The 12,635-nt window shown below is 60.9% G+C and carries 14 protein-coding genes; 8 read left to right on the forward strand and 6 right to left on the reverse strand.

Going from position 1 to position 12,635, the window contains the following annotated elements:
* Positions 1–11 precede the first annotated feature (11 nt).
* From FY152_15220 to FY152_15230, 3 genes are all read left to right on the forward strand, one after another.
* Positions 12–812, forward strand: a complete 801-nt coding sequence (locus FY152_15220; protein UXS33524.1) for a creatininase family protein — start codon at positions 12–14, stop codon at positions 810–812.
* A gap of 113 nt (positions 813–925) precedes the next feature.
* On the forward strand, positions 926–2,050 hold the full coding sequence (locus tag FY152_15225) for a GTP-binding protein (protein ID UXS33525.1): 1,125 nt from the start codon (positions 926–928) through the stop codon (positions 2,048–2,050).
* A 223-nt stretch (positions 2,051–2,273) separates the two neighbouring features.
* Complete coding sequence (locus tag FY152_15230) at positions 2,274–3,266, forward strand: WD40 repeat domain-containing protein (protein ID UXS33526.1); 993 nt, start codon at positions 2,274–2,276, stop codon at positions 3,264–3,266.
* A 162-nt stretch (positions 3,267–3,428) separates the two neighbouring features.
* Here FY152_15230 and FY152_15235 read toward each other — a convergent pair whose 3' ends face one another.
* Both FY152_15235 and FY152_15240 read right to left on the reverse strand, forming a co-directional pair.
* On the reverse strand, positions 3,429–4,610 hold the full coding sequence (locus FY152_15235) for an MFS transporter (GenBank protein UXS33527.1): 1,182 nt from the start codon (positions 4,608–4,610) through the stop codon (positions 3,429–3,431).
* Between the two features lie 265 nt (positions 4,611–4,875).
* Entirely contained in the window at positions 4,876–5,163 is a 288-nt protein-coding gene (locus FY152_15240; GenBank protein ID UXS33528.1) for a hypothetical protein, read from the reverse strand.
* 271 nt (positions 5,164–5,434) lie between these two features.
* Between FY152_15240 and FY152_15245 the strand changes: the two genes are divergently transcribed.
* The 3 genes from FY152_15245 (at position 5,435) to FY152_15255 (ending at position 8,405) form a co-directional block, all read left to right on the forward strand.
* Positions 5,435–6,613 carry a hypothetical protein gene (locus FY152_15245; protein UXS33529.1) on the forward strand — a complete coding sequence of 393 codons (1,179 nt, stop codon included), beginning with the start codon at positions 5,435–5,437 and terminating at the stop codon, positions 6,611–6,613.
* Between the two features lie 107 nt (positions 6,614–6,720).
* The gene (locus FY152_15250) at positions 6,721–7,362 is read left to right on the forward strand and encodes a DUF1007 family protein (protein UXS33530.1); all 642 of its coding nucleotides are present in this window, start codon (positions 6,721–6,723) and stop codon (positions 7,360–7,362) included.
* Positions 7,356–8,405: a nickel/cobalt transporter gene (locus tag FY152_15255; GenBank protein ID UXS33531.1), complete on the forward strand. Its 1,050-nt coding sequence runs from the start codon at positions 7,356–7,358 to the stop codon at positions 8,403–8,405. Before FY152_15250 ends, FY152_15255 begins: the two co-directional genes overlap by 7 nt.
* Here FY152_15255 and FY152_15260 read toward each other — a convergent pair.
* The 4 genes from FY152_15260 to FY152_15275 form a co-directional block, all read right to left on the reverse strand.
* A complete protein-coding gene (locus FY152_15260) occupies positions 8,402–8,662 on the reverse strand; it encodes an intracellular growth attenuator family protein (GenBank protein ID UXS33532.1) in 261 nt (86 codons plus the stop codon). The two genes, FY152_15255 and FY152_15260, sit on opposite strands and share 4 nt — an antisense overlap.
* A complete protein-coding gene (locus FY152_15265) occupies positions 8,649–9,341 on the reverse strand; it encodes a GNAT family N-acetyltransferase (protein ID UXS33533.1) in 693 nt (230 codons plus the stop codon). The genes FY152_15260 and FY152_15265 overlap by 14 nt, the downstream gene beginning before the upstream one ends.
* Before the next feature lie 265 nt (positions 9,342–9,606).
* On the reverse strand, positions 9,607–10,302 hold the full coding sequence (locus FY152_15270) for a tellurite resistance TerB family protein (GenBank protein ID UXS33534.1): 696 nt from the start codon (positions 10,300–10,302) through the stop codon (positions 9,607–9,609).
* A gap of 108 nt (positions 10,303–10,410) precedes the next feature.
* Positions 10,411–11,049, reverse strand: coding sequence for a 2-dehydro-3-deoxy-phosphogluconate aldolase (locus FY152_15275; protein ID UXS33535.1), 639 nt, complete (start codon positions 11,047–11,049; stop codon positions 10,411–10,413).
* A gap of 172 nt (positions 11,050–11,221) precedes the next feature.
* Between FY152_15275 and FY152_15280 the strand changes: the two genes are divergently transcribed.
* Positions 11,222–11,710 (forward strand): CYTH domain-containing protein, encoded by a 489-nt coding sequence (locus FY152_15280; protein ID UXS33536.1) that lies wholly within the window; start codon positions 11,222–11,224, stop codon positions 11,708–11,710.
* Positions 11,694–12,602: a CHAD domain-containing protein gene (locus FY152_15285; GenBank protein ID UXS33537.1), complete on the forward strand. Its 909-nt coding sequence runs from the start codon at positions 11,694–11,696 to the stop codon at positions 12,600–12,602. Before FY152_15280 ends, FY152_15285 begins: the two co-directional genes overlap by 17 nt.
* The last annotated feature ends 33 nt before the right edge of the window (positions 12,603–12,635 follow it).

A 12,635-nucleotide genomic window follows, 5' to 3' on the forward strand; every position in this document is an offset into this window, starting at 1 on the left:
CGGACTGCCAGATGCCAAACTCATACACGCATTATCACGACGAAAACGTAACAGACCCGCATCTTCGCGCAACAGCTGCAATTTCCGTGCTGCCGCTCGGCGCGCATGAACAGCATGGGCCGCACCTGCCGTTCGAGACCGATACGCTGATTGCCGAAGGCATCGCCGCCCGTCTCGCCGCCGCCCTGCCCGCTCACCTGCCCGTCTCCTTCCTACCTGTGGAACCGGTCGGCTATTCCATCGAACACATGAATGTGCCGGGCACAAAAACGCTGCGTTACGATGAGTCCATCGAGCGCTGGCTCGGCATCGCCGAGGCGGAATATAAAAAAGGCGTGCGAAAATTCGTGATGCTGAACGCCCATGGCGGCAATTCACCGCTAATGACCATCGTCGCCACCGAGGCCCGCGCCCGTTTCGGCATGCTGGCGGTCGCCACAAGCTGGACCCGCTTCGGCGTGTCGGCGGATATCGTGAAGCCCGAGGACAAGGCGGTCGATATCCATGGCGGCGATATCGAAACATCGGTCATGCTGGCGCTTCACCCCGAACGCGTGGCGATGCAGAAGGCTGCAAACTTTCCCTCCCGCCAGAGCGATTTCGCCAGCCGCTTCAAACACCTGCGCGCCTATGGTCCACACGCCTTCGGCTGGCTGATGAGCGATCTGAACCCCGACGGCGTTGCCGGAAACGCCGCCGCCGCGACAGCGGAAAAGGGCGAAAGGCTGATTTCCCACGCCGTAAAAGGCCTTGTCGAACTGCTTGAAGATATCCACGCTTTTGACATAACGTTATTTCATAACAAAATTTGAGTGCCATGGCCGAATTCGGCCAAAATCTCTTTGAACTGCCAGGACGTCGCGCCTATATGGACGACGACACATCTTCCTGAGGCCTGACGGCCTCTCTCCACGCGGGGTTTTCCATGACCGAAACAGCTATAGCCAAGCCCATTCCAGTCACCGTCCTGACGGGATATCTCGGCGCCGGCAAAACGACGCTTCTCAACCGCATTCTCTCCGAGAACCACGGCAAGAAATACGCTGTCATCGTCAATGAATTCGGCGAGATCGGTATCGATAACGATCTGATCGTCGAGTCCGATGAAGAAATCTACGAAATGAACAATGGCTGCGTATGCTGCACGGTGCGCGGCGACCTGATCCGCGTCGTGGAAGGCCTGATGCGCCGCCCCGGCCGTTTCGACGGCATCATCGTCGAGACGACAGGCCTTGCCGATCCCGTTCCCGTCGCCCAGACCTTCTTCATGGATGACGACGTGCGCGCCAAGACCGAGCTTGACGCCGTCGTCGCCCTCGTTGACGCCAAGCACCTGCCGCTGCGCCTGAAGGACAGCCGCGAGGCTGAAGACCAGATCGCCTTTGCCGATGTCGTCGTCGTCAACAAGACCGATCTCGTTTCGCCGGAGGAAGTGGCCCGCATCGAGGATATCGTGCGCGCCATCAACCCGTCCGCGCGCATCTACAAGACCACCCGGTCCGGTGTCGATCTCGCCCGGGTTCTCGATCAGGGCGCCTTCAATCTGGAGCGCGCGCTGGAAAACGATCCGCATTTCCTCGAGCACGGCCATGACGACCACGTCTGCGGCCCCGATTGCGACCATCACCACCACGATCATGATCACCATCATCACGACCATGACCACGATCACGGGCATCATGACCACGATCATGGGCATGACCATGGCCACGATCATCACCACCATGGCGCGGTTTCGCCGATCCATGACGTGACGGTGCAGTCGGTCTCGCTGCGCGGCGGCGAGATGAACCCCGAGCGGTTCTTCCCATGGATCCAGAAGGTCACCCAGACCGACGGCCCGAACATTCTGCGCCTCAAGGGCATCATCGCCTTCAAGGGCGATGCGGAGCGTTACGTGGTGCAGGGCGTGCACATGATCATCGAGGGCGACCACCAGCGCCCGTGGAAGGAAGACGAAAAACGCGAAAGCCGCCTCGTCTTCATCGGCCGCGAACTGGACCGCGAGAAGCTGGAAAAAAGCTTCAACGCCTGCCTCGCCACGGCCTGAGGTTTTCAAGGGACGCACCGAGACGCTCATGCTCGGTGCCCTCCCCACGTTCGACGTCATCCTCGGGCTTGACCCGAGGACCCATTGCCGCCAGCATGTGGATCGCCGGGTCAAGCCCGACCATGACGCGACGGGTTGAAACCGCACCAACGGGTCCTCCCGACCTTTGTCAGCGACCGAAATCCACCAAACGAAAAACACACATACGAAAGACCGATGCCCCATGCCGACTGTTGCCCCGCTTGATATCGAAGGCCACGTGGTCTCGACCCATTTTCTCGGCGACATTCCCCTGTTTGCCACCGCCGCCGGCACCATTCACCGGCTGGATGGCGGCGAGAAGGTGACTGAGGCGCATGACGGGCTTCTGACCTGCGTGCGCGATCCCTATAGCGCCACGCTGCTTTCCGGCGGTGAAGACGGCCGTGTGCTGCGCATTGGCCATGACGGCAGCATCAGCGAGATCGCCAACGTGCCACGCAAATGGGTGGGCGTCGTCGCCGGCGGGCCGCAGAAGGCTGTCGCTTATGGCGTCGGCAAATCCAGTTTCGTCCGGCTGTCGGACGGCACGGTCAAGGAATTCAAGGAAGAGCGCACGGTGGAGGCCATCGCCTTCGCGCCCAAGGGCCTGCGCATTGCGGTGGCCCGTTATAACGGTGTGACGCTGCACTGGGTGGCGACATCAGGCGATCCCGTTGATCTGGAATGGAAGGGTGCGCATACCGGCGTCACCTTCTCGCCCGATGGCAAGTTCCTCGTCACCACCATGCAGGAAAACGCCCTGCACGGCTGGAAGATGGAAGCCACCAAGGGCGGCATGGAAGCCCGCCACATGCGCATGACGGGTTATCCCGCCAAGGTCAAATCGATTTCCTGGTCGGCAAAGGGCAAATGGCTGGCCTCTTCCGGCGCGCCGGCCGCCATCGTCTGGCCGTTTGCCGGCAAGGACGGCCCGATGGGCAAGGCCCCGGAAGAACTCGGCAGCCGCGCCAATATCATGGTCACCAATGTCGCCTTCCACCCTGTGGAAGATGTGCTCGCCATCGGCTTCATCGACGGCATGATCCTCGGCGTGAGGCTCGCGGACGGCAAGGAAGCCCTGCTGCGCCGCCCCGGCAAGGGCGCCATCACCAGCATGGACTGGAGCGCCACCGGCAAGCTGCTTGCCTTCGCCTCCGAAGCGGGCGATTGCGGGATCATCGATATTTCGGCTTGAGGGATGACGGGTAAAGCACCCGTCACCCCGGACTTGGGCCGGGGCCCAGTGCGATCAGGTTCCTGACCGCGACAGAGTCCCTTCATGGCGCAGATGCGCCGTGGCTGGATGCCGGCTCAAGGCCGGCATGACGGAAGAGAGATGTTGGGCTTCGTTAGCCCTCTACTCCCCCACCTGACGGCGCGTGAGGAACAGCAGCAGCAACCCCGCACCGGCACCCACCGAGGCAAGCCGGATCGATACGCCGAAGCTGGCATATTGCGCCACAAACCCCATCAGCGGCACAGCAAACAATGCGGCAAGGAAGATGGAATTCATGTAAAGCGCCGTCGCCCGCGCCGTGCGGCCGCGCGCAAAACCCTGAATGAAAGTCAGGCTTGTACCGGCGAAAAGGCCGTAATAGGCCCCCTCCATTGCCGCGCCGATGATCATGGCAGGCAAGGTTTCGACCGAGGCAATGATGTTGAAGGCAATGATCGCCATCACCGCCGCGATGCAGAGAAGGATACGGGCGCTGACCCGGCGCATGACCCTCGGCGCAAGCAGGATCAGCAGAACCTCCATCGCGCATTTCACGCTGAGCGACAGACCAGGCGCGTAGTCCGGAAGGCCCACTTCCCGCACCAGAAACACCGGCAGGGCGGAAGCGCACAGGGAATGCGCAAAGGACATGCAGAAGCTCGCCGTGGCCGCCAGAAGCAGCGGCAGGTTGCGTCCGGTGTCGGTTTGCCCCTCCTCGCGCCGCTCCATCGGGCATGTCTGGCCACGCGGCACGATGGCAAGCGCAAGCCCGCCCCAGATGGTGGCCATCAGCATGGCGTTGATGAACACCGCTTTCGCGCCGGCCAGATCGACGATCAGATAGGCGGCAGCGGGAAGCAGCATCCAGGCCAGCGACACCATCATTCGCAGAAAGGCGTTATAGGACGCCGTATCGAGTGACTTTACCCGTCCGTGATAACGGCCGTAGCTGAAGACGAGGGTGCTGGCGGCATTGGAAAGCCCCATGCCAGTTGCCGTTATCGCCACCAGCAGCGCCAGGTTCCCGAAGGTCGCCGCCGCCGCCGCGACAAAGGCACCCAGGACGGAGAGAAGCAGCAAAGGCCGCACCCGCACGCCGGCATCGACACGCTCGCCATAAATGCGGCTGGCAACAATAGAGGCAACCATTGCCGTGACGCTGTAAAGACCGAGCGTCGCCGGTGCATGGCCAAGCACCTGGATGATATAAAAACCGATAAACGGCACGACAGCCGCATTCGTGCTGCCGGCAAGAAAGACCAGTAGCGCGATCAAGTAGGCCTGACGATCAAATGCGTCCGGCGAAGCGCGTTTCTGTAGCATGGAGAATCGACTGGAAGCCTGGAGGTCGTGAAACTCACCTTCACACCAAAACGCCCCGCCATTCAAGCCCGTTCGCAGTTTCATTTCCAGGGAGCAGAGACAAAAAAAGGGGGCCGCAAGGCCCCCTTCCAGTCGTGCGATGCGCCGTTTGTTCTTGCCGGAAGCAGCATGCGTCATACACACGCAACTCAAGGCTTGTTCCCGGCTTATGTCCTGTGCGCATCGTTTTCGTCGAAAATCCCTGTCGATTTTCGATCTGGATTGTCTAGTGCCGGCGCTTCTTGCCGCCGTCATTCTTATTGTCGATGACATCGACGGACGTCTTGTTGCCGTTCAGCACACCGTTCAGGATGCCGGTCTTGTTGCCATTCAGAATCCCGTTATTGGACAGGATGCCGCTGACACCGAGATCGATGCTGGGCGAGACGACGACAAGGGCGCCGCCCTTGTTGCTGTTGCCGGACAGGATGCCTCCCAGAAGACCGCCCGCATTGGCCTGACCAACGGAAGCGACAGTAAGAATAGCGGCTACACAAGCGAACTTTGCAATCATTTCTCTCTCCTCTTTTGTTTGATCACGCCCTCTGGCGTAACCGAACTGTATATTTAGAGGATTCTAATTCAAGCAAAGGCTAATATTACAATAAACGATTAACACTAATACTTATGATTTTAATCAAATTTTACATATCGCGACTTCGCGCGCCCGCCCCTTATTCAAACAACGCCGGCCGCCACCTGTGCTGCGACAGTAAAAGCGGCGCCAAAAACTTTGTTAACCATCCAAATATAAGATATTGCTTAATTATCGACTGGAGATGCGCATGGGACTGGGGGGATATATCGCGCTTGTTCTCGGGCTTGCCTGCGCCTGTGGCGCACGGGCGGGGGAAAAGGCCGATGAGCACAATGTCACCTATAAATCCGGCATTGCTTATGACAGCAATTATTTCGCCGATACCAACCGGCTGAGCGCGATTTCGCTGCGCGCCGGCTTTGGGCTCAATGGCAAGATCGCGCTGGAAGGGGCGGAGCTGCGTTATTCGCTTGAGCAGGAAGAGGTTCGCCTGCCCCGTTATCGTTTCGCCAATGAACATAATACCATCGCGGCGCTGGGGCTGACGAAACGATTTTCCGAAAAGCTGGAATGGGCCCTTGAGCTGCGCGGCACCCGCAGTGATGCCGGCGATATATTCCTGCACCTGCCGGAAGAAGACATTGGTTACCGGCAGCTGGATCACAAGCTGGAGGCGTCCTCCCAGCTCGGCATCCTCGCCCTTGGCGGCAAGAACACGCTGACGGCAAGCCTCACCAGCCTGATGAAAGGCAAGGCGCGCTTCCGCCCGGCCTATTTCATGCCCACCCGACTGGAAGCGAACGAGGCGCTTTTATCGCTGAAGGCCGAATATGCAAGATCACTCGGCGGCGGCGAGGCGGGGCTGACGCTTGCCTACGACCGTATCGCCGTGCCTAAGGGGCAGCAGGAAAAATATGAACGTTTCCCGGCCAATACGCTGCGAGGTTCTCTGGCCTATGGTTACAGGTTCTCCGACCGTTTCGCGGTTCTGGCCGAAGCGGGCTTCACCTCCATTTCCGGCGATGAGATCAGCGACAAGGTAAAACGCACCCGCCCCTATCTGCGGGCCGAGGCCGAGGTGAAGGCCACCGATCGCATCGCCTTCGGCGCGGGCTTTTCGCAGGACTATGCGCTTTTCGACCCGGATGACCCGATTGCCGAATTCCATCGCCGCTTTCAATTCGTCGTGAAAAGCAGGCTCACCGAAAAGGTCCGGCTCGATCTTGCGCTGCACCGGGTCCACAAGGACTGGATCTATTATAATTACGATACCAGCGAGCGCCGGCTGGTCGCGACGCTCTCCTTCGATACCGGCAAGAACAGCAAGCTGGAGGTGGAGTTCAACCGCCTGCTGCATGGCGAGCGCGATACCGATCTTGCCTATAGCGGCTCCAGCATCACCTCGCGTTTCAGCGGCACCTTCTGAAATTTAGTGTCGGCCCGCGCGAAGGATCGGACGCATCAGGTCGAAATTCGGTCCCAATTTCTGCTAGAGTCGGGCCTCAAAGATTCGAAGGCAGGACAGACCGGATAATGAACAGACGCTTTTTGCTCCTCGCGGCCGGCCTTGCCTGCGTTCCCGTCGCCGCGGCGGCGCATCCGCATATCTTTGCCGAAGCCCGCATGGAAATCGTCGAGGGGCCGAACGGCACCGTTCAGGAAGTGCGCAACATCTGGCGTTTCGACGAAATGTTCTCGGCAAGCGTGGTGATGGATTACGACAAGAACAGCGATCTGAAGCTCGACAAGGACGAGCTGGCCGAAATCGGCAATACCGTTCTGGAATCGCTCGCCGAATATTCCTACTACACCTTCATCACCGCCAATGGAAAACCGGTGGAATTTTCCAAGCCCGAGGCCATTCACGTGGACTACAAGGACCAGCAGATCCTGATGTTCTTCTCCGTGAAGCCGGCCAAGCCTCTCGCCGTCAAGGGCAAGCTCAGCTTCGGCGCCTGGGATCCGACCATGTATACGGCGATCGATTTCGCCAAGGACGGCGATATCGCCACGCAGGGTAAGGATCTGAATGCCTGCAAGCACCACGTGGTGCGCCCCGATCCCGACGAGGTGATCTCGCAGAACCAGAGTTCGCTGACCGACGCCTTCTTCAACGATCCGACCGGCACCGACATGACCAAGCTCTTCGCCACCCGGCTGGAGGTGACATGCTGAGCCGCAGGGCCGGCCTCTTCGCCGTCGCCATCGGCCTTATTGCCGTGGCCGGTGCCGCCCATGCGCAGTCGCCGCTCGGCATCGGCTCGGCCGAACCTTCCTTTTCCGTCGGCGGCCCCTTCGCGCCGCTGATGCAATGGATCAATGTGCACCAGCAGATGTTCTACCGTGCGCTGACCGGCGCGTTGAAGGCCATGCGCGAGGATGGCTGGGCGCTCAGCTCGCTGATCGGCCTCTCTTTTGCTTATGGCGTTTTCCACGCCGCCGGCCCCGGCCACGGCAAGGCGGTCATTTCGTCCTATATGATCGCCAATGAGACGCAGCTGAAACGCGGCATTCTCATTTCCTTCGTCTCGGCGCTCCTTCAGGGTGCGGTCGCCATCGGCCTTGTCGGTGCGGCCTGGCTGGTACTGCGCGGCACCTCCATCACCATGACGAAGGCGACGCAGGCGATGGAGATCGCCAGCTTCGCCATGGTGGCGCTGTTCGGCGCCTGGCTGCTGGTGCGAAAGCTCTGGTCACTGCGCATCCGGCGGGAACCCGTTCCCGTCTTCGCCACGGCGGGCGAGGCATCGGTGGCCCGAACCAGCGGCATGGGCACAGGGCTGCGGTTCCAGGGCAAGCCGGTCTTTGCAGATCACGACCATGACGGCACCGGCGATCTCTGCACCGCCTGCGGTAAATCCCATGCACCGGATCCCATGTTGCTGAAGGGCAAGAACTTCAGCCTGCACGAGGCATGGTCCGCCATCATCGCGGTCGGGCTCAGGCCCTGCTCTGGCGCGATCATCGTCATGAGCTTCGCGCTTCTGAACGGGCTTTATCTCGGCGGTGTGCTCTCCGTCCTCGCCATGTCGCTCGGCACGGCGATAACGGTATCGCTGCTCGCCATAATGGCGGTCTCGGCAAAAGGCCTCGCCGTGCGTTTCGCCGGCCCCGGCAGCCGCAGGGCAGCCGGCATCAGCCATGCGATCGAGATCGCCGGTGCGCTGTTCGTGCTCATCATGGGGCTGTTGCTGCTCGGCGCGTCGCTTAAGCTCTAACCGTCACGGCGACGCTGGTAACGCGCGCGCAGCCAGAACAGCAGGAAGAAACACAGCACCGCCACGGTGCCGAAGGCAGCGGCGAGCCAGGGTGAATAATCGCCCAGCCACAGCATGATCTTCGGCATGACGAAAAAGACCAGCCCGAAACCGACAATGATGAGGGCGGCGGCGATGGCCGGCGACCAATCCTTCTTGCCGGAGCTCGGCTTTTCAGGCGCCGGGTTTTCAGGCGCCGAGTTTTCAGGCAATGGCATCGGCAAACTCCGCACGGATATCCTCAAGCTTGCGCTTCTGCGCGCCGTCGGCCGCAAAATTCTCCGGCGCAAGCCAGGTTTCGAAGGCCTTGCCGATCAGCGGCCACTCGCCGTCGATCATGGAAAACCACGCCGTATCGCGGTTCTGGCCCTTCGAGATCATATGCTGGCGGAAGACGCCTTCGAAGGTGAAGCCATAACGCTTCGCCGTGATCTTGGAGGGCTCGTTTTCATTGTGGCATTTCCACTCGTAACGGCGATACCCCAGATCCTCGAAAACATGTTTCGCCATCAGATAATGCGCCTCGGTGGAAAGAGGCGAGCGCTTCATCTTCGCGCCATGGGCGACGGAGCCGACCTCGACCACGCCATTGGCGGGATCCGGCCGCATATAGCTCGCCATGCCGACGATATCGCCGGTGGCGTTTTCAACGAAGACCAGCGTGACCCAGTTGAGCTTCTGCCCTGCGCCGATGAGCCAGTCGCCGAAAGCGTCGGCATCGGGAAAGGCGCTTTGCGGGAAATATTTGAGCAGCGCATTCACGCCCTCGCCGCCAAGTGCGGCCCAGAGCCTTGCGAGATGTCTTTCGCGATCGAACGGCTCCGCCGTCACGTAACGGCCCTTCAACACCACCGGCTGCGGCGGCGGACATCCCCTAAAATCACTCAGATCGCGCATTCTCTTCCCCATTTGCTGGGAGAAGGATTAGGGCAAGCGGGGCGGGATGACAACAGTGCATGTGTCAGGTTAGCGGCTGTGGCTCACCCCCCTCTGCCCTGCCGGGCATCTCCCCCTCAAGGGGGGAGATCAGCAGGAGGCGCTACCACCACTTCATTCGCAAATGTTGAGAGAGGCGGGTCATAGCCGCTTGTCGATCTCCCCCCTTGAGGGGGAGATGCCCGGCAGGGCAGAGGGGGGTGAACCGCGCCCGCCGAGGCTAACCTCAAACCTTCGCCGCCACCACCGTCGCCTCGATATGATCGACCAGCGCATCCGGCAGCCCAAGCCGCCCGGCAAGAAGATCGAGATACCCCCGCTCCGCCCGCGTATCGGCCTCGATGGCAAGCCGCGAGGCGGTGTAAAGCTCAACCTTCTGCTCTTCCGTGCGGGCAGCAGCCACCAGCGCATCGATGTCGAGCGGATCGGCCAGCTCCTTTTCGAGGAACCGCTCGGCTTCGCTATCGAGGCCGGAGACCTGCACCTTGTCCATGATGTTGGCGCGCTCCTTCTCATCGATATGACCGTCCGCCTTGGCTGCGGCGATCATCGCCTGGATGAGCTTCAGCGCAAAATCATTGGAAAGGGCGGGCGATTGCGGGTGGAAGGCGGAATCGGCGGGCGGGGCGAGAAGCTCCGGCTCGGGTTTCGGCGCAACTTCAGGCGCCTGGCCGGACTTGTAATTCTTGTAGGCGAGGTAACCGAGGCCAGCGATGGCGGCGACACCGCCGATGGTGGCGACATTGCCGGCGAGCTTGCGGCCGGTCTTGGTGCCCAGAATGGCGGCGGCGAGCGCGCCGGCCTTCAGCGGATTGTTCTTTGCGATATCGGCGGCCTGCCCGGCTCTGTCACGGACGCTTCCCGAAAGGCCCGGCACCTGCGAGCCGAGGAATTGTTCAAGAAGCTTCTTGGCGTCGAACATCAAAATCTCCTGTAGAGGTCAAATCTACAGGGGAGATAGGAAGCCGTGGGCCGAAAACAAATGTCAAACCCGCTCACGCCTTCGTGAACGGGTTTGACAGGATGCAAATCAGCCGCGCAGTGCGGCGGCTTCGGCAGCAAGCTTGGTGATGCCCGCCCAGTCACCCGTCGCCACCAGTTCGCGCGGGGCGACCCAGGAGCCGCCGACGCAGACGACGTTCGGCAGGGAGAGATAGTCATTAGCGTTCTTGAGCGACACGCTGCCGGTCGGGCAGAAGACGGTGCCGGCGAGCGGCGAGGACAGCGCCTTGAGATAAGGTGCGCCGCCGGCCTGTTCGGCGGGGAAGAACTTCAGCACCTTGTAACCCTCGTCGCGCAGCGCCATGACTTCGCTGGCGGTGGCCGCACCCGGAAGCAGCGGTACTTTGGAACCGCGCGCGGCTTCCAGCACGCTTTTATTGATGCCGGGGCTGACGATGAAGGTGGAGCCGGCTTCCGCCGCCGCTTCGAAATCCCGGGCATTGAGAATGGTGCCGGCGCCGACATTGGCGCCCTCCACTTCCGCTGCAACCGCGCGGATGGCATCCAATGCTGCCGGCGTGCGCATGGTGATCTCGATTGCCTTCAGGCCGCCTGCGACCAAAGCGCGTGCGAGCGGCACGGCGGAAGCGGCGTCATCCACGATCAGCACCGGCACGACCGGCTGCAGTTTGAGGATGGAGAGAAGTTTTTCGGAGTCCTGGGCCAAGATGAGCCTCCCTTGCGCGATTGAAACGATTTAAATCCCGTTTACCGATTAGCCTGCCCCGGCTTTCATGTCGAGGCATGGCATGGCCATTTTTTATCCAGATACTTCAATCAATTCGCTTCTTCATGGAGCCCTCTTGCGATAATCTGGCTCCCCAGTTCGCGGAGACAGCATGGCCAAGGAAATTGAACGGAAGTTTCTTGTTGCAGGCGGTGAATGGCGCAATGAGGTCACGCATAGCATGGCTTTCCGGCAGGCATATGTCGCCTCGATGGAAAACCGCTCGGTCCGGGTCAGGATCGTCGACCAGCGCGATGCGACCTTGACCATCAAGATCGGCGCAAGCGCGCTTGTCCGCGACGAATATGAATATTCCATACCCCTCAAGGACGCCGAAGAGCTGATGGCGAGCGCGCCGGGCGTGGTGATCGAAAAAACGCGTCATACGGTCGATCACAACGGGTTCACCTGGGAAGTGGATGTTTTCGAGGGCCGATATCAGGGACTGGTCGTGGCGGAAGTGGAGATGGACGACGAAAATGCCGATCCCGATCTGCCGTCGTGGCTGGGCAGGGAGGTCACGGGCGACCGCCGCTTTTCCAACCAGTCGCTCGCCATGGACAATCCGCATGGAGAATTGTCGGATGCCTTTCAGAATTGATCCGAAAAAGCCCTTTGACGACGAAATTCGTCGCGCCGGGCTGGAACTGATTGACGATGCGATAACAATCCTTCGCGACCAGCCGTCCGGCCCGCACGAAGCGGTGCACGATGCCCGCAAGCGGTTCAAGCGGCTGCGCGCTCTCTACCGCCTGATCAGGAAGGCCGCGCCCGATTTCAGCAATCGTGAAAATGCCCGCTTCCGCGACATTGCCCGCTCGCTTGCCTTCGCTCGCGATGCGACGGCGCTGGTGGAGACGGCGGATTATCTCGAGCCTTTCGCGCTCTCCGACGCCCAGGGCGAGGCGCTGCGCTCCATCGCGGCGATGCTGCGTGAACGCCGCGACTACGCCATAGAACACGAAGCAGGTCTAAACGACGCCATTTCGGCGGCCATTGCCGGCTGCGAGGAGGCACGCAAGAGGCTGGAGGCGCTGTCACTGCCTGACGACCTGAAGCAAACAGCGCGGCTGGTGAGAACCGGCTGGTCAAAGCAGCGGAAGCGTGCGCGCCAGGCGCTCACCGACTGCCACGACCATGCCGACGTCGAACATTTTCACGAATTGCGCAAGGCCGGGCAAGCCTACTGGATGCATCTCGGTCTCCTGCGCCGCATCTGGCCCTCCGCCATGCGCGCGAAAAGGGCCGATACCAAGCGGCTGGTCGACATACTCGGTCACGAGCACGATCTTTCGGTCCTTGCCGCCGTCGCCGACCGGGAGCCGGACCGTTTCGGCAATGGTGAACGGCTGGCCCTGCTTCTCGACGCCATTATCCAGCGGCAGCAGGCGCTGCGCGCAGAAGGCCTGCAACTGGCAAACGAGGTCTTTTCCGAATCCGCCAGCACGGAAAGCCGCATCGTCGGCCTTTTGTGGCGGCATGCGGGGAAGTAGCATGGCAGGTAAAGAAGTTTCCTGGGCCTTTAC

This window comes from Agrobacterium tumefaciens, from assembly GCA_025560025.1.
In the GTDB taxonomy this organism is placed as follows: domain Bacteria; phylum Pseudomonadota; class Alphaproteobacteria; order Rhizobiales; family Rhizobiaceae; genus Agrobacterium.

Excerpts from the sequence above, each read along its gene's own strand:
- FY152_15235 (UXS33527.1), bottom strand. The coding sequence starts at position 4,610 with ATGCTACAGAAACGCGCTTCGCCGGACGCATTTGATCGTCAGGCCTAC.
- FY152_15250 (UXS33530.1), top strand. The coding sequence starts at position 6,721 with ATGAACAGACGCTTTTTGCTCCTCGCGGCCGGCCTTGCCTGCGTTCCC.
- FY152_15230 (UXS33526.1), top strand. The coding sequence starts at position 2,274 with ATGCCGACTGTTGCCCCGCTTGATATCGAAGGCCACGTGGTCTCGACC.
- FY152_15285 (UXS33537.1), top strand. The coding sequence starts at position 11,694 with ATGCCTTTCAGAATTGATCCGAAAAAGCCCTTTGACGACGAAATTCGT.
- FY152_15255 (UXS33531.1), top strand. The coding sequence starts at position 7,356 with ATGCTGAGCCGCAGGGCCGGCCTCTTCGCCGTCGCCATCGGCCTTATT.
- FY152_15245 (UXS33529.1), top strand. The coding sequence starts at position 5,435 with ATGGGACTGGGGGGATATATCGCGCTTGTTCTCGGGCTTGCCTGCGCC.
- FY152_15240 (UXS33528.1), bottom strand. The coding sequence starts at position 5,163 with ATGATTGCAAAGTTCGCTTGTGTAGCCGCTATTCTTACTGTCGCTTCC.
- FY152_15280 (UXS33536.1), top strand. The coding sequence starts at position 11,222 with ATGGCCAAGGAAATTGAACGGAAGTTTCTTGTTGCAGGCGGTGAATGG.
- FY152_15260 (UXS33532.1), bottom strand. The coding sequence starts at position 8,662 with ATGCCATTGCCTGAAAACTCGGCGCCTGAAAACCCGGCGCCTGAAAAG.
- FY152_15265 (UXS33533.1), bottom strand. The coding sequence starts at position 9,341 with ATGCGCGATCTGAGTGATTTTAGGGGATGTCCGCCGCCGCAGCCGGTG.
- FY152_15225 (UXS33525.1), top strand. The coding sequence starts at position 926 with ATGACCGAAACAGCTATAGCCAAGCCCATTCCAGTCACCGTCCTGACG.
- FY152_15270 (UXS33534.1), bottom strand. The coding sequence starts at position 10,302 with ATGTTCGACGCCAAGAAGCTTCTTGAACAATTCCTCGGCTCGCAGGTG.
- FY152_15220 (UXS33524.1), top strand. The coding sequence starts at position 12 with ATGCCAAACTCATACACGCATTATCACGACGAAAACGTAACAGACCCG.